The sequence below is a fragment of the Pseudoduganella sp. GW821-FHT11H04 genome (assembly GCF_058807935.1).
On record NZ_JBXARE010000001.1, the window covers coordinates 389,950 to 410,876 of the forward strand.

The 20,927-nt window shown below is 62.0% G+C and carries 20 protein-coding genes; 18 read left to right on the forward strand and 2 right to left on the reverse strand.

The genetic code is table 11. The annotated features are described in order from the left end of the window. Position 1: 1 nt before the first annotated feature. From AC1RTP_RS01920 to AC1RTP_RS01980, 13 genes are all read left to right on the forward strand, one after another. Positions 2–1,171 (forward strand): helix-turn-helix domain-containing protein, encoded by a 1,170-nt coding sequence (locus AC1RTP_RS01920; RefSeq protein WP_498604316.1) that lies wholly within the window; start codon positions 2–4, stop codon positions 1,169–1,171. Between the two features lie 15 nt (positions 1,172–1,186). Beyond that, on the forward strand, positions 1,187–2,449 hold the full coding sequence (gene ispG, locus AC1RTP_RS01925; RefSeq protein WP_498604318.1) for a flavodoxin-dependent (E)-4-hydroxy-3-methylbut-2-enyl-diphosphate synthase: 1,263 nt from the start codon (positions 1,187–1,189) through the stop codon (positions 2,447–2,449). Positions 2,450–2,454: 5 nt separating this feature from the next. After that, complete coding sequence (gene hisS, locus AC1RTP_RS01930; RefSeq protein ID WP_498604319.1) at positions 2,455–3,798, forward strand: histidine--tRNA ligase; 1,344 nt, start codon at positions 2,455–2,457, stop codon at positions 3,796–3,798. Positions 3,799–3,822: 24 nt separating this feature from the next. Then, positions 3,823–4,470 (forward strand): YfgM family protein, encoded by a 648-nt coding sequence (locus tag AC1RTP_RS01935; protein WP_498604321.1) that lies wholly within the window; start codon positions 3,823–3,825, stop codon positions 4,468–4,470. Positions 4,471–4,474: 4 nt separating this feature from the next. Further along, positions 4,475–5,635, forward strand: coding sequence for an outer membrane protein assembly factor BamB (gene bamB / locus AC1RTP_RS01940; RefSeq protein ID WP_498604322.1), 1,161 nt, complete (start codon positions 4,475–4,477; stop codon positions 5,633–5,635). Between the two features lie 7 nt (positions 5,636–5,642). Beyond that, positions 5,643–6,989, forward strand: a complete 1,347-nt coding sequence (der, locus tag AC1RTP_RS01945; protein ID WP_498604323.1) for a ribosome biogenesis GTPase Der — start codon at positions 5,643–5,645, stop codon at positions 6,987–6,989. Positions 6,990–7,122: 133 nt separating this feature from the next. Continuing rightward, on the forward strand, positions 7,123–7,368 hold the full coding sequence (gene hfq, locus AC1RTP_RS01950; RefSeq protein WP_055931606.1) for an RNA chaperone Hfq: 246 nt from the start codon (positions 7,123–7,125) through the stop codon (positions 7,366–7,368). A 10-nt stretch (positions 7,369–7,378) separates the two neighbouring features. Beyond that, entirely contained in the window at positions 7,379–8,524 is a 1,146-nt protein-coding gene (gene hflX / locus AC1RTP_RS01955; RefSeq protein WP_498604325.1) for a GTPase HflX, read from the forward strand. A gap of 9 nt (positions 8,525–8,533) precedes the next feature. After that, on the forward strand, positions 8,534–9,772 hold the full coding sequence (hflK, locus tag AC1RTP_RS01960; RefSeq protein WP_498604326.1) for an FtsH protease activity modulator HflK: 1,239 nt from the start codon (positions 8,534–8,536) through the stop codon (positions 9,770–9,772). Further along, positions 9,772–10,647, forward strand: coding sequence for a protease modulator HflC (gene hflC / locus AC1RTP_RS01965; protein WP_498604328.1), 876 nt, complete (start codon positions 9,772–9,774; stop codon positions 10,645–10,647). The genes hflK and hflC overlap by 1 nt, the downstream gene beginning before the upstream one ends. Positions 10,648–10,871: 224 nt before the next feature. Beyond that, positions 10,872–12,032 carry an ATP phosphoribosyltransferase regulatory subunit gene (locus AC1RTP_RS01970; RefSeq protein WP_498604329.1) on the forward strand — a complete coding sequence of 387 codons (1,161 nt, stop codon included), beginning with the start codon at positions 10,872–10,874 and terminating at the stop codon, positions 12,030–12,032. A gap of 5 nt (positions 12,033–12,037) precedes the next feature. After that, the gene (locus AC1RTP_RS01975) at positions 12,038–13,348 is read left to right on the forward strand and encodes an adenylosuccinate synthase (protein WP_055931621.1); all 1,311 of its coding nucleotides are present in this window, start codon (positions 12,038–12,040) and stop codon (positions 13,346–13,348) included. Between the two features lie 96 nt (positions 13,349–13,444). Then, complete coding sequence (locus tag AC1RTP_RS01980) at positions 13,445–13,990, forward strand: phosphoribosyltransferase (RefSeq protein WP_498604330.1); 546 nt, start codon at positions 13,445–13,447, stop codon at positions 13,988–13,990. Positions 13,991–14,026: 36 nt separating this feature from the next. On the opposite strand, the gene AC1RTP_RS01985 is transcribed toward AC1RTP_RS01980, so the two are convergent. Next, the gene (locus AC1RTP_RS01985; RefSeq protein ID WP_498604887.1) at positions 14,027–14,467 is read right to left on the reverse strand and encodes an FKBP-type peptidyl-prolyl cis-trans isomerase; all 441 of its coding nucleotides are present in this window, start codon (positions 14,465–14,467) and stop codon (positions 14,027–14,029) included. 171 nt (positions 14,468–14,638) lie between these two features. Here AC1RTP_RS01985 and AC1RTP_RS01990 point away from each other — a divergent pair, with 171 nt between their 5' ends. The 5 genes from AC1RTP_RS01990 to AC1RTP_RS02010 all read left to right on the forward strand — a co-directional run bounded on the left by AC1RTP_RS01990 (position 14,639) and on the right by AC1RTP_RS02010 (position 18,597). Further along, positions 14,639–15,622 carry a hypothetical protein gene (locus tag AC1RTP_RS01990; protein WP_498604331.1) on the forward strand — a complete coding sequence of 328 codons (984 nt, stop codon included), beginning with the start codon at positions 14,639–14,641 and terminating at the stop codon, positions 15,620–15,622. Continuing rightward, positions 15,619–16,215 carry a MarC family protein gene (locus AC1RTP_RS01995; protein ID WP_498604332.1) on the forward strand — a complete coding sequence of 199 codons (597 nt, stop codon included), beginning with the start codon at positions 15,619–15,621 and terminating at the stop codon, positions 16,213–16,215. The genes AC1RTP_RS01990 and AC1RTP_RS01995 overlap by 4 nt, the downstream gene beginning before the upstream one ends. 83 nt (positions 16,216–16,298) lie before the next feature. Further along, the gene (locus AC1RTP_RS02000) at positions 16,299–17,594 is read left to right on the forward strand and encodes a hypothetical protein (protein ID WP_498604333.1); all 1,296 of its coding nucleotides are present in this window, start codon (positions 16,299–16,301) and stop codon (positions 17,592–17,594) included. Then, the gene (locus tag AC1RTP_RS02005; protein ID WP_498604334.1) at positions 17,591–17,866 is read left to right on the forward strand and encodes a hypothetical protein; all 276 of its coding nucleotides are present in this window, start codon (positions 17,591–17,593) and stop codon (positions 17,864–17,866) included. Before AC1RTP_RS02000 ends, AC1RTP_RS02005 begins: the two co-directional genes overlap by 4 nt. A gap of 71 nt (positions 17,867–17,937) precedes the next feature. Continuing rightward, positions 17,938–18,597, forward strand: coding sequence for a peroxiredoxin (locus AC1RTP_RS02010; RefSeq protein WP_498604335.1), 660 nt, complete (start codon positions 17,938–17,940; stop codon positions 18,595–18,597). A gap of 171 nt (positions 18,598–18,768) precedes the next feature. On the opposite strand, the gene uvrB is transcribed toward AC1RTP_RS02010, so the two are convergent. Then, entirely contained in the window at positions 18,769–20,835 is a 2,067-nt protein-coding gene (gene uvrB, locus AC1RTP_RS02015) for an excinuclease ABC subunit UvrB (protein WP_498604336.1), read from the reverse strand. Positions 20,836–20,927: the final 92 nt, after the last annotated feature.

Here is a 20,927-nt window from a genome sequence, read left to right on the forward strand (position 1 = left end):
AATGGATTCTGAGCAGGACAAGCCGACCAGCCAGCAGCATGCTACCGCGCCCGGCGTGGCATTGGCGGCGGCACGCGAAGCCATGGGCTTGTCGGTTGAACAGATTGCCGACCAGCTGAAACTGGCCTCGCGCCAGGTGCTGGCGATTGAGCGCGGTGATTTCGATGCGTTGCCAAACCGCGCGGTGACGCGCGGCTTTATCCGCGCCTACGCCAAGGCTGTGCGCCTGGACCCGGCGCCGCTGGTAGCCATGGTGGAAGTGGAGGGCGCTGTAGGCCATGCGGATGCAACCGTGCGTCCGACCAGGGTGACGGCGTCGTTCCAGGAATCGCGTTTCCCGACTTTGACTGAACGGAATAGCGGCAAGCCGATGGGCGCCATCATTGCCGGCGTGGCCGTCCTGGCGCTGGCAGGCGGCGCTGCGGCTTGGCAGTTCGGCTTGTTGTCGTCGCTGAACTTGCCGTCGCGCGTGGGCATTGGTTCGCCTGTATCCGCGCCTGAAGCTGTGCCTCCCGTGGTGGTTGCGCAGCCGGGGGGGCAGCCTGTCGAGGCGCCGGTCCAGTCGCCAAATGTGCCGCTGATTTCCGTGCCTCCGCAACCGGGTAGTGGCGCCCAGGTTACCGTGCCGGGCGCGGGTGTGCCTGGCGAGCCAGCCGGCGGCGCTGCCGCCGCGGGCGCAGCGCAGGGCACTGCTCCTGCCGCAGCGCCAGGCGCGGCGGCGGTTGTTGCGCCGGCTGACCGCGCCGGGCCTACCGTGGGCGGCGCGCCGGCGGTAGCGACCGTGCCAGCGAATACTGCGCCGGCTTCGCCCGGCCTGATCCCGGTCAAGCCGGCGAGCAGCGCCGCTCCAGGCGCCACGCCGGCCGCAACGCCAGCGCCTGCGCCAGCAGCACCGGCCGCCGTTGCAGGCCAGGCGCCAGCCGTCGGCAATGCCGGCGGTAAGCTGGTGCTGAACGTGAAGGAAGATTCTTGGGTCGAGATCCGCCGCGCCGGTCAGCCAAAGCTGATTTCGCGCATGGTGCGGGCCGGCGGCACGGAAACCTTCAACGTGCGTGCGGATGACGTACTGATCGTCGGCAAGCCAAGCGGGGTAAGCGCCAACCTGGCCGGCGGCAAGCTGGAACTGACGCAAGGTCCGGGCAAGTCGTACGCCCTCGTGAACATCAAGTAATAAGAGTAGCCAAGCATGTCTTCTTCGAACAACCCGATCCCTTCCGGACCACTGGCGCGCCGCGCCAGCCGCAGCGTGCTGGTGCAGCACAGCGAGCGCAAGATCTGGGTCGGCGGCGACGCGCCGGTGGTAGTGCAGTCGATGACCAATACCGACACCGCCGATGCGGTGGGGACGGCTATCCAGATCAAGGAACTGGCGCGCGCCGGTTCCGAGCTGGTACGCCTGACGGTGGACCGTCCTGAGTCGGCGGCCGCTGTACCTTACATCCGCGACCAGCTGGACAAGATGGGCATCGACGTGCCGCTGGTGGGCGACTTCCACTACAACGGCCACACCCTGCTGACCGAGTACCCGGATTGCGCCGCTGCGCTGTCGAAGTACCGCATCAACCCGGGCAATGTGGGCAAGGGCGCCAAGCGCGACACGCAGTTCGCGCAAATGATCGAAGTGGCGGCCAAGTACGACAAGCCGGTACGTATCGGCGTCAACTGGGGCTCGCTGGACCAGGCGCTGCTGGCGCGCATCATGGATGAAAACGCGGCACGCGAAAATCCATGGACCGCGCAAGCCGTGATGTATGAGGCGCTGATCACCTCCGCGATTGAAAACGCGGTGCGCGCCGAAGAACTGGGCCTGGCCCGCGACAAGATCATCCTGTCGTGCAAAGTCTCCGGCGTGCAGGACCTGATCGCGGTGTACCGCGAACTGGGCAAGCGCTGCGACTATCCGCTGCACTTGGGCTTGACCGAGGCGGGCATGGGCAGCAAGGGCATCGTGGCTTCGACCGCCGCGCTGTCGGTGCTGCTGCAAGAAGGCATCGGCGACACCATCCGCATTTCGCTGACCCCGGAACCGGGCGGCGACCGCACCAAGGAAGTGGTGGTGGGCCAGGAAATCCTGCAGACCATGGGCTTGCGCAAGTTCACCCCGATGGTGATTGCGTGCCCGGGCTGCGGCCGCACCACGTCCACCGTGTTCCAGGAACTGGCGGACGATATCCAGAGCTACCTGCGCGAGCAGATGCCGGAATGGAAAAAGACCTTCCCGGGCGTGGAGGCGATGAACGTGGCCGTGATGGGCTGCATCGTCAACGGCCCGGGTGAATCGAAGCACGCCAATATCGGCATCAGCCTGCCGGGCACTGGCGAATCGCCGGCCGCTCCGGTCTTCGTCGACGGCCAGAAAGTAGCGACCCTGCGCGGCGATAATATCGTTGAAGAATTCCAGGCGATTGTGCTCGACTACGTACAGAAAAACTATAGCAAAGCCGCATAAAGAATATGTCCAATAAAGCAGACAAAATCACAGCCATCAAGGGGATGAACGATCTCCTGCCGGCTGACGCCCACTTGTGGGAGATCTTCGAGAACACCGCGCAGTCCGTGGTGCAGAGCTACGGCTTCCAGCAGATCCGTACCCCGATCGTGGAAGAAACCCGCCTGTTCTCGCGCGCCATCGGCGCCGTGACCGACATCGTCGAGAAGGAAATGTACTCCTTTGAAGACTCCATGAATGGCGACAAGCTGACCCTGCGCCCGGAAGGCACCGCAGGCGTGGTGCGCGCCGTGCTGGAGCATAACCTGGTGTACGAAGGCCCTAAGCGCCTGTGGTACAAGGGTCCGATGTTCCGTCATGAGAAGCCGCAGCGCGGCCGCTACCGCCAGTTCCACCAGTTCGGCGCCGAAGCCGTGGGCTTCACCGGCCCGGACGTGGACGCCGAAATGATCGCGATGTGCCGCCGCCTGTGGGATGACCTGGGCCTGGAAAACATCCGCCTCGAAATCAACTCCATCGGCGACGCCGAGGAGCGCGCACGCCACCGCGTCGACCTGATCGCCTACCTGGAACAGCACGAAGAGCACCTGGATGCAGACGCCAAGCGCCGCCTGCACACCAATCCCCTGCGCATCCTGGACACCAAGAATCCGGCCCTGCAAGGCATCGTCAACAGCGCGCCGAAGCTGCTGGACTACCTGGGCGAAGAATCGCTGGCCCACTTCGAAGGCGTGAAGAAGATCCTGGACGCCAACGCAATCCAGTACACCGTCAACACCCGCCTGGTGCGCGGCATCGACTACTACAACCGCACCGTGTTCGAATGGGTAACCGATGAACTGGGCGCGCAGGGCACCGTCTGCGCCGGCGGCCGTTACGACCCGCTGATCGAAATGTTCGGCGGCAAGCCAACCCCGGCGGTCGGTTTCGCCATGGGCATCGAACGCCTGATCGAACTGATGAAAGGCGCCGGCGACACCGCCGCCCCGCGCCAGTGCGACGTCTACCTGGTGCACCAGGGCGAAGCGGCGCGCATGCAAGCCTTCATCATCGGCGAGCGCCTGCGCGACGCCGGCCTGGATGTGATCCTGCACTGCGGCGGCACCAACGGCGCCGGCAGCTTCAAGTCGCAAATGAAAAAAGCCGACGGCACCGGCGCAACCTTCGCAGTCATCATCGGCGAAGACGAAGTGGCCAACAACACCGCCGTCGTTAAGGCGATGCGCGCTGAAGAAGGCGAGGGCCAGCAGCAGACCGTCGCGTTTGAAGGCGTCGTAGATTATGTCGTGGACCAGATCACATGCGGAGACGATTGTGACCACGACCATGACCATCACCACCACCATTAATCAAGAAAACAGGCAGACTGAAACATGGCATACGATCTCGAAGAACAAGAACAGATTGCTACCCTCAAAGAGTGGTGGTCCAAGTACGGCAACCTGTCCACCTGGGTGGTGATTGCAGGCCTGGCCGCTTATTCGGGCTGGAACGGCTGGAATTACTACCAGCGCACCCAGGCGGCGCAAGCCTCCGTGCTGTTCGATGAACTGCAGAACGCAGTCAACGCCAAGGACAACACCAAGGTGGCGCGCGTGGCCGGCGACATCGAGACCAAGTTCGGCCGCTCGGCCTACGCCTCGCTGGGCGCCCTGAGCGCGGCCAAGTCCTTCTTCGATGCCAATGACCTGAAGTCTGCCAAGGCGCAGCTGGAATGGGTGGTTGCACATGGCAACGACGAACACAAAAACATCGCCGCCATCCGCCTGGCAGGCGTGCTGCTGGACGAGAAAGCCTACGACGAAGCGCTGAAGGCGCTGGCTGGCGCTGCGCTGCCGCAGTTCAAGGCCGACGTTGAAGACCGCAAGGGCGACATCCTGGCCGCACAGAACAAGCTGGAAGAAGCGCGCACCGCCTACAGGGCCGCGCTGGAAGCAGCAGACAAGAACAACCCAGGCCGCCAGCTGATCCAGCTGAAGCTCGAATCCATTGGCGGCTCCGTGCCGGAAGTGAAGGCTTAATCTGATGCGTGCGACCACTCGTACCGTAATCGCGCTGGGCGTACTGGCGCTGGCTTCCGGCTGCAGCACCATGAACAAGCTGAATCCGTTCGCCAAGGAAGACAAGTTCGCGCCGGCCAAGCTGGAAGAACTGAAGTCCGGCGTGCCGGCCCGCATCGTGTGGAAACACAGCACCGGCAAGGCCGGCGCCAATGTGTTCACGCCTGCACTGGCTGACAACAGCGTGTTCGTCGCCGATTCCGACGGCAATATCGAGCGCCTGGAAGCCGCCAGCGGCAAGGTGCAATGGCGCAGCAAGGCCGGCACCGACCTGACCGCCGGTGTTGGCGTCAGCCCGGACGGCAAGCTGCTGGCCGTGGGCGGCGCAAAGGGCGCGCTGATCGCCTTCGACGGCAGCGGCAAGCAGCTGTGGAAAGTGCAGGCTTCGAGCGAGATCCTGTCTGCTCCGGCAGTAGGCACCGACGTCGTCGTCGTGCGTACCGTGGACAACAAGGTTACCGCCTACGATGCGGCCGACGGCAAGAAGCGGTGGTTCATCCAGCGCGTAGTGCCGCCGCTGACCCTGCGCAATATGCCGGGCCTGGTGATCGCCAACGGCAATGTGGTCGCGGCGCAGCCTGCGGGCCGCATCCTGGCCATGGCGCTGACGAACGGCGTGCCGCGCTTTGAAGTCCCGCTGTCCGAACCGCGCGGCGCCACCGAACTGGAACGCGTATCCGATATCAGCGGTACGCCATCCGTGTTCGAGCAGGACCTGTGCGCGGTGAGCTACCAGGGCAAGGTTGGCTGCCTGGACGTGAACACCGGCGTGGCCCGCTGGACCAAGCCGGCTTCGTCCGACGTGGGCCTGGGCGTGGACCAGCGCTTCGTCTTTGTGTCGGATGAGAAGGGCGCCGTGCAGGCGTTCACCCGTGAAAACGGCGCTTCCGTATGGAAGAACGATAAGCTGGCATACCGCCGCTTGTCGGCACCGGTTTCCTATGGCCGCTTCGTGGCCGTGGGCGACCTGGATGGCTATGTGCACTTCCTGTCGCGGGAAGACGGCACGGTATTAGGTCGGATCGCGACGGACGGCAGCGCCATCAAATCGGCGCCTCTGCTCTCCGGTCCGAATGTGATTTTCCAAACCCAGAATGGGACTGTGGCCGCTATCGCGGTCGAATAAAAACAATATGAAGCCGGTAATTGCACTTGTGGGTCGCCCGAACGTCGGGAAATCGACCCTTTTCAATCGACTGACCCGCTCGCGCGATGCGCTGGTGGCGGACCTTCCTGGCCTGACGCGCGATCGTCACTACGGCGAGGGCCGCGTGGGCAATCGCCCGTTCCTGGTCATCGATACCGGCGGTTTCGAGCCGGTCGCCAAGGAAGGCATCATGTTCCAGATGGCCCTGCAGACCAAGCAGGCCGTGGCGGAAGCCGACGTGGTGGTGTTCCTGGTGGATGGCCGCCAGGGCATGACCCCGCACGACAAGACGATTACCGATTTCCTGCGCAAATCCGGCCGTCCGGTGCTGCTCGTGGTGAACAAGGCCGAAGGCATGCGCTACACCGCCGCCGTGTCGGACTTCTATGAGCTGGGCCTGGGCGACCCGTATGCGATTTCCGGCGCCCACGGCGACGGCGTGCACGACCTCGTGGCGGAAGCGTTGGACAAGGCTTTCGCCTCCCGTCCGGCCGACGAGGAAGAACTGCTGCCGCAAGAACGCGGCGTGAAGATCGCCCTGGTGGGCCGCCCGAACGTGGGCAAGTCGACCCTGATCAACACCCTGGTCGGTGAAGAGCGCGTGATCGCCTTCGACATGCCGGGCACCACCCGCGACTCGATCGAGATCCCGTTCGAGCGCGATGGCCGCCAGTACACCCTGATCGACACGGCCGGTATCCGCCGCCGCGGCAAGGTGTTCGAAGCGATCGAGAAGTTCTCGGTCGTGAAGACGCTGCAGTCGATCTCGGAAGCGAACGTCGTGATCCTGATGCTCGATGCGCAGCAGGACATCTCCGAGCAGGACGCCCACATCGCCGGCTTCATCCTGGAAACGGGCCGCGCCCTGGTGGTGGCGGTCAACAAGTGGGACGGCCTGCAATCGGACGACCGCGACCAGGTGAAGATGGACATGGACCGCAAGCTGGATTTCCTGTCCTTCGCCAATACCCATTTCATTTCGGCCCTGCGCGGTTCCGGCATCGGCCCGCTGATGAAGTCCGTGAACAGCGCTTATGCCGCTGCCACGGCCGACCTGCCGACGCCTAAGCTGACCCGCGCCTTGCAGGAAGCACTCGAGAAGCAGGAACCGAAGCGCAAGGCCGGCGTGCGTCCGAAGATGCGCTATGCGCACCAGGGCGGCCAGAACCCGCCTATCATCGTCATCCACGGCAATTCCCTGGATGCGGTGTCCGAGCCGTACAAGCGCTATCTGGAGAAGCATTTCCGCGATAGCTTCAAGCTGGTCGGCACGCCGCTGCGCATCGAGTTGCGCAATGGCAAGAATCCATTCGACAAGCGCGAAGGCAAATAAGCTAAGCTTAAGCCTTATCACGCTGCAAGATTCGAAAAAACAAGGTACAGTGTCTTTGGAGCAGCATCCCCAGCACTTGAAAAACAGGCGCAGCGTCTCCAATTCGTACACAACAACATAAAACGGAGCTGTTATGAGCAATAAAGGGCAATTGTTACAAGACCCATTCCTGAACGCGCTGCGCAAAGAGCACGTTCCAGTCTCGATCTACCTGGTCAACGGCATCAAGCTGCAAGGCCATATCGAGTCTTTCGACCAATACGTGGTCCTGCTGCGTAACACCGTGACCCAGATGGTGTACAAGCATGCGATTTCCACCGTGGTGCCTGCCCGCGCCGTGAACCTGAACATGGATAACTCCTCCGAGGCAGCGGAGTAAACCACCTCGTATGCGTGCAGCTTTAGTCGGGGTAGATTTCGGTCAGGGCGACTTTGCTGCCAGTATCGAGGAGTTGATGCTGCTGGCCCGCTCCGCGGGCGCAGATCCGGTCACCACCATCACCGGTAAGCGGTCGTCGCCTGATGCCGCGTATTTCGTCGGCAGCGGCAAGGCCGACGAAATCGGTCATGCAGTGCAAGACCACAAGCTCGAAATCGTCATCTTCAATCATGCGCTGTCCCCAGCCCAGCAGCGCAATCTGGAAAAACGCCTTCACGTCCGGGTGCTCGACCGCACCAGCCTGATCCTCGATATCTTTGCCCAACGCGCGCAAAGCCACGAGGGCAAGGTGCAGGTCGAACTGGCCCAGTTGCAGCACCTGGCCACGCGCCTGGTGCGCGGCTGGACCCACTTGGAACGTCAGAAGGGCGGTATCGGCCTGCGCGGCCCTGGCGAAACCCAGCTCGAAACCGACCGCCGATTGCTCGGCGAGCGCGTCAAGATGCTGCGCGCCAAACTGGCCAAGCTGCGCAAGCAGCATGAGACCCAGCGCCGTGCGCGCGGCCGCAGCCATACGTTCTCCGTGTCCCTGGTCGGCTATACCAATGCCGGCAAATCGACCCTGTTCAATACGCTGACCAAGGCCGGCGTCTACGTGGCGGACCAATTGTTCGCAACGCTGGACACCACGTCGCGCCGCGTCTACATGGGCGAGGAAGTCGGCAACGTCGTGCTGTCGGACACGGTCGGCTTCGTGCGTGAATTGCCGCACCAGCTGGTGGCCGCATTCCGCGCCACGCTGGAAGAAACGATTCACGCCGACTTGCTGCTGCACGTGGTGGACGGCGCCTCGCCGAGCCGCATGGAGCAGATCGAACAGGTCAACCTGGTGCTGCGCGAAATCGGCGCCGACCATATCCCGCAGATCCTGGTGTGGAACAAGATCGATGCGGCGGGCCTTGAGCCGGCGGTGGAACGTAATGAGTATGATAAGATTTCCCGCGTATTCATCAGCGCACGCACAGGGTCCGGCCTGGACTTGCTGCGCGAGGCGATCTGCGAGGCTGCACGGGATGAGCAGGAAGCGCTAGCCAACCCAAAAGAGGAAGTGGCGCCAGACAGTATTCTCACCTTTACCCAAGTAGGATCTCACTAAAAGAAAAATATGCCTTTTTCCTCTCTCAAGAAAAAGCTCGGCAACTACATTGCCCAGGAGGGCAAAAAGCCCGGCGAAGGACCGCCGGACCTCGATCAGCTTTGGCGCGACTTTAACCAGCGCCTGAATGGCCTGTTTGGCGGCGGCAAAAACCGCGGCAGCAATACCGGCGGCGGTGGCGGCGGCAATGGCGGCGGCGACATGAAAGGCGCCGGCTTCACCTTCGGCGCGGTGGCTTCGGTGGCGGTGCTCGTGTGGCTCGCATCCGGCGCTTTCATCGTCCAGGAAGGCCAGACCGGCGTGGTCACCACATTCGGCAAATTCAGCCACACCACCGGTGCCGGCTTCAACTGGCGCTGGCCTTACCCGATCCAGGGCAATGAGACCGTCAACCTGTCCCAGGTGCGCACGGTGGAAGTGGGCTATCGCGGCAGCGCCAAATCCAAGATGGCTTCCGAAGCGCTGATGCTGACGGAAGACGAGAACATTATCGACATCCAGTTCGCCGTGCAGTACAAGCTGAGCGATGCGGTGAAGTGGCTGTATTCGAACCGCGACGCGGAAGACACCGTACGCCAGGTGGCCGAGACGGCTATCCGCGAAATCGTCGGCCGCAGCAAAATGGACTTCGTGCTGTACGAGGGCCGCGAGAAGGTGGCGGCCGATACCCAGCAGTTGATGCAGTTGATTCTCGACCGCTACGACTCTGGCGCGCTGGTGACCAACGTCACGATGCAGGGCGTGCAGCCGCCGGAGCAGGTGCAGACCGCGTTCGACGACGCCGTGAAAGCGGGCCAGGACCGGGAGCGCCAGAAGAATGAAGGCCAGGCCTATGCCAACGACATCGTGCCGAAAGCGCGCGGTGCGGCATTCCGCCTGATCCAGGAAGCCGAAGCTTACCGCGCCATGACCGTGCAGAACGCGACCGGTAATGCCGACCGCTTCAAGTCCGTGCTGGCCGAGTACCAGAAGGCGCCGGGCGTGACGCGCGACCGCATGTACATTGACACGATGCAGCAGATCTTCGCCAACACCAGCAAGGTGATGGTCGACTCCAAGGCCGGCAGCAACCTGCTGTACCTGCCGCTGGACAAGCTGATCGCACAAGTGGCCGCCACCGAAGCGCGCGCCGCCAACGTGAGCGCACCGCCGCCGGCGGCTGTCCTGCTGCCACCGGAAGCTGCACCTGAGACGAACCGCCGTGATAGCCGTTCGCGTGAATCGTCCCGTGACCGGGAGGGCCGTTAATGAATCGCTTTGCAACTATCCTGATTTCGGGCTTTATCGCCCTGATGCTGCTGTCGTCCACCGTGTTCGTAGTGGACCAGCGCAAGTACGCCATCGTGTTCGCGCTGGGTGAAGTGAAGCAGGTGATTTCCGAGCCTGGCCTGCACTTCAAGCTTCCGCCGCCGTTCCAGAACGTGGTGTACCTGGACAAACGCATCCAGACCCTGGATCCGAAAGAAGCCGACCGCTTCATCACGGCCGAGAAGATGAACATCCTGGTGGATGCCTTCGTCAAATGGCGTGTGACCGATCCTCGCCTGTATTTCGTCTCCTTTGGCGGCGACGAGGGCAGGGCAGGCGATCGTATGCAGCAGATCGTGAAAGCGGCGCTGAACGATGAAATCACCAAACGCACCGTGCGCGAAGTGATTTCCGGCCAGCGCGGCAAGGTGATGGAATCGATCCGCAGCAAGGTGGTCGACGAGGCCAAGCAGATCGGCGTACAGATCGTGGACGTGCGCTTGAAGCGCGTGGACTATGTTGAGCAGATCAACAATTCGGTGTACGAGCGTATGAAGGCTGAGCGCCTGCGCGTAGCCAACGAAGCACGTTCCACCGGTTCGGCCGAGTCGGAGCAGATCCGTGCGGATGCTGACAAGCAGCGCACCGTGATCCTGGCCGAGGCTTATCGCGAAGCGGAGAAGATCAAGGGCGAGGGCGATGCCAAAGCATCCCAGATTTACGCCGAAGCATTTGGACGCAACCCGGAGTTCTACAAGTTCTACCGGTCCCTGGAAGCTTATCGTGCTTCCTTCAAGAACAAGGCTGACGTGATGCTGGTGGATCCGCAGTCGGACTTCTTCAAATACTTCAAGAGCGCGGGTTCCGGTAAATAAGCCGGTACTTCGGCGGGAACTGGCCCTAGGTCCAGCTCCCGTCCCTCACTGCAAGTATGGCGACGGCCGCGTTTCAGGTGCCTGACCCTGCGGGCCAGGCACCGGTTTACCGGTCTAGAATTTTCCCGCACTGCCGCAAATTCGCGTAAAATACGCGGTTTGGTCATCCGCTTTTGCGGATGAAGCTTTGCGCCTGCATTGTTTATATTTCAATAGCACCAACCATGCCGAATTGGCTTTTGCCTGAATATATTGCCGACGTCTTGCCTTCGGAAGCACGCAAGATCGAGGAGTTGCGCCGTCTGATGCTGGATAATTTCCGGCTGTACGGCTACGAGCTGGTCATGCCGCCGCTGCTGGAATACGTCGAGTCCCTGATGACCGGCGCCGGCGCCGACACCGACCTGCGCACCTTCAAGCTGGTGGACCAGATTTCCGGCCGCATGCTGGGCCTGCGCGCGGACATGACGACGCAAGTGGCGCGTATCGACGCCCACCTGCTGAACCGCGCTACCGTGACGCGCCTGTGCTATGCCGGCTCCGTGCTGCATACCCGCCCGTCCGGCCTGCATTCGACCCGCGAGCCGTTCCAGATCGGCGCCGAGATCTACGGCCATGCCGGCCTGGAAGCGGACGCCGAGATCCAGGAACTGGCGCTCGGTTCGCTGTCCCTGGCCGGTTTCAGCGACATGCGCCTGGACCTGACCCACGTCGGCGTGCTGCACGCGATCCTGGAGCAGGATCCGGCTGCGAAAAAAGATTACGACGCCATCGTCGCGCTGTTGCGCGGCAAGGATGTCCCCGGCTTGCAGCAGCAGTGCGCCAAGTACAGCGACACCACCCGTGCCGCTTTGCTGGAGCTGCCTAACCTGTACGGCGACGTGGAAGTGCTGAAGCGCGCCCGCGAAAACCTGCCGGCACTGCCGGGCATCACCCACGCGCTGGCCGAACTGGCGGCGCTGGCGGCATCGGCCATCGGCCGCGCCGAAGTTGCGATCGACCTGGCCGACCTGCGCGGCTACCAGTACGAGAGCGGCGCCATGTTTGCGCTGTACGTGCCGGGCCTGCCGAACGCGGTTGCACGCGGCGGCCGCTACGACCATGTGGGCGAGGCATTTGGCCGCGCGCGTCCGGCCACCGGCTTCTCGCTGGACCTGCGCGAGCTGGCACGCCTGCTGCCGACCGCGGAACGCAAGCATTCGATCCGCGCGCCTTGGGGCAATGCGCCGGAACTGAAAGAAAAAATCGCCGAACTGCGCAAGTCCGGCGAAGTTGTGATCCAGTCGCTGCCGGGTCATAACGATGAACAGGACGAGTTCGAGTGCGATCGCGCGCTGGTGCTCGACGAAAGTGGTAGTAACTGGATTCTCAAAAACTTAGGTTAATTGTGATGTCAAACAAAACTGCAAAGAACGTCGTTGTTATCGGTACCCAGTGGGGCGATGAAGGCAAAGGCAAGATCGTCGACTGGCTGACCGAACACGCTCAAGGCGTGGTGCGCTTCCAGGGCGGCCACAACGCGGGCCACACCCTCGTGATCGGCGGCGTAAAGACCGCCCTGCAGCTGATCCCTTCGGGCATCATGCGCCCAGGCGTGGCTTGCTACATCGGTAACGGCGTTGTGCTGTCCGTGCCTGACGTGCTGCGCGAAATCGACAAGCTGGAAGCGGCCGGCGTGGAAGTGTCTTCCCGCCTGAAGATCTCCGAGGCTTGCCCGGTCATCCTGCCTTACCACACCGCACTGGATGCAGCGCGTGAAGCCGCCCGCGGCGCCGCCAAGATCGGCACCACCGGCAAAGGCATCGGCCCTGCATACGAAGACAAAGTCGCCCGCCGCGCCATCCGCGTGGCCGACCTGCTGAATGCAGAGCGCTTTGCAGAAAAGCTGAAAGAGAACCTGGACTACCATAACTACGTCCTGGAAAACTACCTCAAAGCGCCGAAGATCGATTACCAGAAGACCCTGGACGACGCGCTGGCCTACGTGCCGCGCCTGCGCCCAATGGTGACCGACGTTTCGTCCGCCTTGTACGCGACCCATAAAGCCGGCGGCTCGCTGCTGTTCGAAGGCGCGCAAGGCTCGCTGCTGGACGTCGACCACGGTACCTATCCGTTCGTCACCTCGTCGAACTGCGTGGCAGGCAATGCTGCTGCCGGCGCCGGCGTCGGTCCTGGCATGCTGCACTACATCCTGGGCATCACCAAGGCCTACACCACCCGCGTTGGTTCCGGTCCGTTCCCTTCCGAACTGCCGACCGATGCAGGCGTTGGCCATCACCTTTCCTCCGTGGGCCACGAGTTCGGCACCGTGACCGGCCGTGCCCGTCGTTGCGGCTGGTTCGACGCAGCGCTGCTGCGCCGCTCCGTGCAGATCAACGGCGTGTCGGGCATGTGCCTGACCAAGCTGGACGTTCTGGACGGCCTGGAAACCCTGAAGATCTGCACCGGCTACACCATCAACGGCAAGCACTCCGACATCTTCCCGGTCGGCGCCGAAGACGCTGCGCTGTGCCAGCCGATCTACGAAGAAATGCCAGGCTGGTCGGAAAGCACCGTCGGCGCCAAGTCGATGGATGCACTGCCGGCAGCTGCACGCGCTTACATCAAGCGCATCGAAGAAGTGGTCGGCGTGCCGATCGACATGGTTTCCACCGGTCCTGACCGCGAAGAAACCATCGTGCTGCGCCATCCATTCGAGTAATGCATTGCAAGGCGGGCCATTAAGACCCGCCAGTATCAGACAGTAGGGCGGGTCATTGACCCGCCTTTCCAATTTCAGAGAGAAGGAAAAGCAAGAATGAGCACTCCGCAATCCGACCAAAAGCACCTGTGGGTCTCCTGGGACGAGTATCACCGCCTGATCGAGCGCCTGGCGCTGAAGGTCCATGAATCGGGCTGGAAGTTCGACATGGTGCTGTGCCTGGCGCGCGGCGGCGTGCGTCCCGGCGACGTGTTCTCGCGTATCTTCGACGTGCCCCTGGCGATCCTGTCGACCAGCTCCTACCGTGAAGAAGCCGGCACCGTGCGCGGCGACCTGGATATCGCCAAGTACATGACCATGACCAAGGGCCCGCTGTCGGGCAAGATCCTGCTGGTTGACGACCTGGCCGATTCCGGCGTGACCCTGACCAAGGTGATGAAGCACCTGAAGGAGAACTTCGAAGGCGTGACCGAAGTGCGTTCGGCCGTGATCTGGACCAAGGGCTGCTCCGCCTTCAAGCCGGACTACCAGATGGAAGAACTGCCGCACAACCCATGGATCCACCAGCCGTTCGAAGACTACGATGGCCTGCGCCCGCACCAGTTGGCGGCCTGGATCAAAAAAGGCGAAGCCGGCGCCTGATAAAAAAAGCGGAAGGATATGTCCTTCCGCTTTTTTTTAACGTACTTCCAGCAACTCGACGTCGAAGATCAGGTTCGAGTTAGGCGGGATCGGGCCCACGCCATTGCTGCCGTAGCCCATGGCTGCGGGCACGACCAGGGTGCGCTTGCCGCCCACTTTCATTCCCTTCACGCCTTCGTCCCAGCCCGGGATTACTTGCCCCGCGCCGAGCGGGAAGACAAATGGGCTGCGTCCGACAGAAGAATCGAACTGCGCGCCGTGCTGCTGCGGCGAATTCGGTTCGTAAATCCAGCCAGTGTAGTTGACGACGACGGTCGCGCCGGAGGCGGCTTCCTTACCAGTGCCTTCAACGGTATCGATCTTTTGCAGGGCACTTGCGGCAGCTTCGGCCTGCGCCGGCGCTTGGCTACGGTTGCAGCCTGCCAGGACCAGGGTCAGGCTCGCGCCAATCAGGCAGGTGGATATCAGTCGCTTCATCATCTTCTTTCATTCAAATAAACGGAAAAGAAGCGAGTGTACAGAATCCGCCACAATCTGCTAAAAAAATAGCAATTCGTGGATATTTGCGACATTACTGAAAAGAAATGACTATACAATTCTTGGCATCATTTTGCTGTTGCCGGGATTGTGATGTTTCCAACGTTGTTGATGTCATTGCTGCTTGCTATCGCTCCTGCCGACCCGGCAGGGAGCAGTGCGCCCGCCACCAAGGCCGGCACGCTGCAGAAGCAATGGGCCGAGCGCCGCTTCGATGCCATCGAACGCGGCCTGCGCGAGTCCTGCACGGTCGATCCCGCAAGTTTCGAATCCCAGTTCGACAGTCATTTTCGCACCACGCAAGCCTGGGAGGCCGACCATGCCGCGCTCGACCAATGGCGCCAGGAGAAGCCCGATTCGCTGGCCGGCGCCCTTATAGAAGCCATCTACTGGCGCGCCTATGCCTCGCAACTGCGTCTAGGGGCCGTAGGACAGCTGCAAAAGGAAGCCATGGCCTTCTACCAGGAGCAGTTGGCCCATGGCGTCGCGCGCCTGCTGCAAGTGAAGGGCCAGTCCAATACTTGCCCACTGTGGCACAGCCTGAATATCAGCCTGCGGCTGGAGGGGGCCGGGTCGCGCCGTTCGGCTGCCAGCGCCTACCTGGATGCCGTCCAGGCTTTCCCGAACGACTTGCAGATCCACTTCGCCATGTCGCGCGCCTACAGCCCGCGCTGGGGCGGCAGTCCGGCGCAGTTCGACCAGTTCGCCCGCCGCGCCGCCTACTTCACCAAGTCGGCGGAGGGCAGCGGCATGTATGCCCGCCTGTACTGGCGCGAGGACGGCAATGGCAGTGAAGCGATCCAGTTCCGCGAACAGCGCGGCCTGCCGGAATGGCGCATGGTGAAGACCGGCTTTGAAGACTTGCTGCAGCGGCACCCGCAGGACCAGCGCGGCCGCAACAAATTCGCCTCCTTCGCCTGCCGCGCCAACGACCGCGAAACATACGTCAAGCTGCGCCAGGAACTGGGCGAGCATGTCATGCCGGAGCTGTGGCCGGACGTGGCCAGCGTTGAAGCCTGCGACCGCAAGCTGGGCAAGGGGAGTGCGGCTGCCGCTTCGCCGGCGCATGCCGGTAGTGTAAACTCGCATTCATGACCCAAGACTTCTTCCAAACCTTCATCCTTTTGATGCTGGTGACCGACCCGTTCGGTAACGTTCCTATTTTTGCCTCCGCGCTGGCGACCGTGCCGCCCAAGCGGCGCCCCAAAATCGTGGTGCGCGAATGCCTGATCGCCTTCGTTGTGCTGCTGGTGTTCATGTTCTTCGGCAGCCACTTCCTCAAGGCCCTGAGCCTGTCGGAAGCATCGCTGCGCATCGCCGGCAGCGTGATCCTGCTGCTGATCGCAATCCGCATGGTGTTCCCGCATCCGGACGGCGTGCTGGGTAAGCAGGAGGGCGGCGAACCATTCATCGTGCCGCTCGCGATTCCCGCGCTGGCCGGCCCGTCCGCGCTGGCGACCGTGCTGCTGTTCTCGCGCGAGAGCACGGGCGAAGTGATCGTGCACGTTGCTGCACTGGCCGCCGTGGTGGTGGTATGGCTGGCCGTATTCCTTGGCGCCGAACGGCTGCAAAAGGTGCTGGGCACGCAGGTCATGACTGCCTTCGAACGCTTGATGGGCCTGATCCTGGCCGCGATGTCCATTGAAATGCTGCTGGGCGGCGTGCGCGAGTTCGTCAAGACCCTGTGATTTTTTGTGACTTTTTCTGGTTGGCAATAGCCCTATAATCGACAGTATTTGCCGCGCCGGCGGCGCCTGAACGAGGGTGATCCATGCATGTCCTGATTGTGTTGGGAATCGTTGTGCTGCTGGTCGTGCTGTTCTATAAGTCGACCAACCAGTACGTGCAGCCGGCCGGCTCGCAGGGGCCGGCGCCAGCCGCGACGATGGGCGGCACGGCGCCGCCGGTCCAGATTGGCTGGGTGTCCAACGGCAAGCTGTTCGTGCAGGGCGGCTATGGCGCGGTGCAGGAAATCACCAGCCCTTATGCGCAGCAGGCCATGGACCGCGCTGAGCGCAGCCGCGAAAAGAATGCGTGGAAAAAGGACACTGCTTTCGGCGTTGCCGCGCACGGCAATTACCGTGACTTCGAACGCGACACCGATCCAATCATGATTTCGTCGGCACGCTTCACCAGCGAAGGCAAGCTGCTGTACTTCCAGGCCGACCACGGCATGGGCGGGCTGTTCTCTTACGATATCGCCAGCGGCCATGAAGAGCGCCTGCTGCACCGCCAGCAGCTGCAATTGCAGGACATGAACCTGTCGCCGTCCGGCCAGATGATTTTCTGCACCATGCAATCGCGGGGTGGCGCCAGTCACATTGCGTCGATGAGCGTTTCCGGCGACGGCCTGCGCGAACTGACCGGCGGCGACACCATCGATTCGGCGCCGACGGCGGTGCCGGGCGATGAGGGCGTGGTGATCTACCAGTCAGCGGGCATTGCGCGTAACCAGCAGGGTGGCTGGGCGGGCATCGGCCACGTGACTCTGCAGGAATTGAATACGACGACTGGCCGCGTGACGCCGGTGCTGGAAGACACGCGCTACGATTTCCTGTCGCCGCGCGTGGCCGCGGATGGCGTGCTGTTCTTCATCCGCCGTCCTTACGAACCGCCGCAATACAACGCGGGCAACGTGGTGCTGGATACGATCTTTTTCCCATTCCGCCTTCTGCGCGCAGTTTTCCATTACCTGAACTTCTTCTCGCTGATGTACTCGCGCAAGCCGCTGACCGGCGCGAACGGCACGCCGATGCAGGCGGACATGAAGGACATCATGTTGCAGGGTAAGCGTATCGATGCTGAACGCGCGCTGCGCCGCGAGGCCAGTATCGGCGGCATTCCTTCTCTGGTGCCGTCGTCGTGGCAGCTGGTGCGCCGCACGCGCGGCGGCAGCGAGGCCGTCGTGGCCAGCAATGTGAGTTCTTTCGATATCACGCCGAACGGCACCATCGTCTACAGCAATGGCCGCGGCATGTTCGCGCTCGACGCTCAGGGCCGCTCTTCGCTGGTCTCGCAAGGCGACCTGGTTGGCGCGGTGCTGGTGCGTGACTCGGCGGGTGCATGACCGAAGCGGCGCCGCGTTTTAGTTGTGCCGGCTGCGGCCGTGGTGTTCTGAACCGCGACTTCCCGCGCTGCCTGTACTGCGGTGCAAACTTGCCTGCGGACGTGCTTCTGCCGGCAGGGGAAATTGCGCGGCGCGATGAGGCCAGGATGCGCTTGGCAAATCCCAAACCGATGGAGCACGAGGCAAGCGCAGGCGACCTTGTTGACGGTATTGCTGCCATAGCCGATTTGGTCGAGACCATTGTCGATGGTTTGGGGGCGCTGGGCGACTAAAACATGTTGCGGTGATAATGACGGCGTGGCACGATATTGTTCCCGCCAAGCCAATCATTAAAGGAGCTGCCATGTCCCTGCGCATCAACGATACCGCGCCGAATTTCAAAGCCCAGACCACCAAGGGCCAAATCGATTTCCACGAGTGGATTGGCGACCAGTGGGCCGTTCTGTTCTCGCATCCGAAGGACTTCACCCCAGTTTGCACCACCGAGCTCGGCTATATGGCCAAGATCGAGCCTGAGTTCACCAAGCGCAATACCAAAATCATCGGCCTGTCGATTGACCCGGTCGAGAACCACGCCAAGTGGGCCGCTGACATTGAGGAAACTCAAGGTGCTACAGTGAAATATCCGATGATCGGCGATACCGACCTGCACGTTGCGAAGCTGTACAACATGCTGCCGGCTGAAGAGGCAGGTACTTCGGATGGCCGTACTGCTGCCACCAATGCTACCGTGCGTTCTGTGTTCATTATTGGCCCGGACAAGAAGATCAAGCTGATGCTGACTTATCCGATGACCACCGGCCGTAATTTCGACGAGATCCTGCGCGTGCTGGATTCGATGCAGCTTACCGCGAAGCATCGCGTTGCTACGCCGGTGAACTGGAAAGATGGTGAAGATGTGATCATTGCTGGTTCGGTCAGCGATGATGAAGCCAAGTCGATTTATCCAAATGGCTGGAAGGCACCGAAACCTTATCTGCGTATTGTTAAGCAGCCTTCTTAAACCCGGTAAATCGGGGTCTGACCCGCAGGGTCAGACCCCCAACGGTCTTGCTGCCATGGGTATGGGGGCAAGGCTTCTGACTTTCGACGAAGGTCAAAGACGCACAACCGAAACCCGCGGCCGTTGCGCTGACTGGGTCAGACCCTCGGGTCTGACCCAGGTTTACCGGTTTTAAAGCGCGTCCGCCCCCGGCGCCCCAAACAACTGCTCTTTGAGATGGTGCAACTGATCCCGCACCTGCGCGGCCTTCTCGAACTCCAGGTTCTTCGCATGATCAAGCATAAGCTTCTCCAGCCGCTTGATTTCCTTGCTGATCTGTTTCTCGCTCATCGCCTCATACTTCGCCGCTTCCTCAGCCACCTCCAGCTGCTCGCGAGCCGCGGCGCTGTACACGCCATCGATCATGTCCTTGATGATCTTCTTCACGCCGCGCGGCACGATGCCCATCTTCTCGTTATGAGCAATCTGCTTCGCCCGGCGCCGCTCGGTTTCGTCGATCGCGCGCTTCATCGAGTCGGTCATATTGTCCGCGTACAGAATCGCCACGCCATTCAGGTTACGCGCCGCACGGCCAATGGTCTGGATCAGTGAACGCTCCGAACGCAAGAAGCCTTCCTTATCCGCATCCAGGATCGCCACCAGCGACACCTCAGGCAAGTCCAGGCCCTCGCGCAGCAGGTTAATCCCCACCAGCACATCGAAAGTACCGATACGCAGGTCGCGCAGGATTTCCACGCGCTCCACGGTGTCGACGTCGCTGTGCAGGTAGCGCACCTTGATGCCATGGTCGCCCAGGTACTCGGTCAGCTGCTCCGCCATGCGCTTGGTCAGCGTGGTGACCAGCACGCGCTCATTCTTCTCGATGCGGTCGTTGATCTCGCCCAGCAGGTCGTCGACCTGGGTGCGGGCAGGGCGCACGATCACCTGCGGGTCAACCAGGCCAGTCGGACGAACAACCTGCTCGACCACCGCACCTGCATTCTTCCTCTCGTACTCGGCCGGTGTCGCGGAGACGAATACCGTCTGCCGCATCTTCGACTCGAATTCTTCGAACTTCAGCGGGCGGTTATCCAGCGCGGAAGGCAGGCGGAAGCCGTAGTCCACCAGGTTGGTCTTACGCGAACGGTCGCCGTTATACATGGCCGAAAACTGGCCGATCAGTACGTGCGATTCGTCAAGGAACATCAGCGCATCGCGCGGCAGGTAGTCAACCAGGGTAGGCGGCGGCTCGCCGGCCTTGGCGCCGGACAAGTGGCGCGAGTAGTTCTCGATGCCCTTGGTGAAGCCCACCTCCGACATCATCTCCAGGTCGAAGCGCGTGCGCTGTTCCAGGCGCTGTTCTTCCACCAGCTTGGTCTCTTTGCGGAAGAACTCCAGGCGGTCGCGCAATTCCTCCTTGATGGTCTCGATGGCGCGCAGCACGGTGGCGCGCGGCGTCACGTAGTGCGAGCCAGGATAGACGGTAAAGCGAGGGATCTTCTGCTTGACCTTGCCGGTCAGCGGGTCGAATAGCTGGATCGATTCCAGCTCGTCATCGAACATTTCAAGGCGCACCGCCAGGTCCGCGTGTTCAGCAGGGAAGATGTCGATGGTGTCGCCGCGCACGCGGAATGTGCCGCGGCCGAAATCCATCTCATTGCGCGTGTACTGCATCTGGATCAGGCGGGCGATGATGTCGCGCTGCGCCACGCGGTCCTTGGCGCGCAGCGTCAGGATCATCTGGTGGTATTCGTTCGGGTTACCGATACCGTAAATCGCCGACACGGTGGCCACGATCACCACGTCGCGGCGCTCCATCAGCGACTTGGTGCAGGACAAGCGCATCTGCTCGATGTGCTCATTGATGGAAGAGTCCTTTTCAATGAACAGGTCGCGCTGCGGCACGTAGGCCTCCGGCTGGTAGTAATCGTAGTACGACACGAAGTATTCAACCGCGTTCTCCGGGAAGAACTCACGGAATTCGGAATACAGCTGCGCCGCCAGAGTCTTGTTCGGCGCGAACACAATGGCCGGGCGGCCCAGACGGGCGATCACATTGGCCATGGTGTAGGTCTTGCCCGAACCCGTCACGCCGAGCAGGGTCTGGAACGATAAACCGTCCTCAATACCCTCGCACAGCGCATCAATCGCGGTCGGCTGGTCGCCTGCGGGAGGGAAGGGCTGGTGCAGGCGGTACGGCGAATCGGGGAAAGTGATAACTTCCGCCGCCGGGGTTGCTGTGTTTTGGGTTTCAGACATTAATGCTGACCTTTGATAGAATATGCGATTGTCGGCGGCCCTGACCGGATTTTCTTCGGGTGCCGGCTAGCTGTTGCAACGCTCCGCCCCAA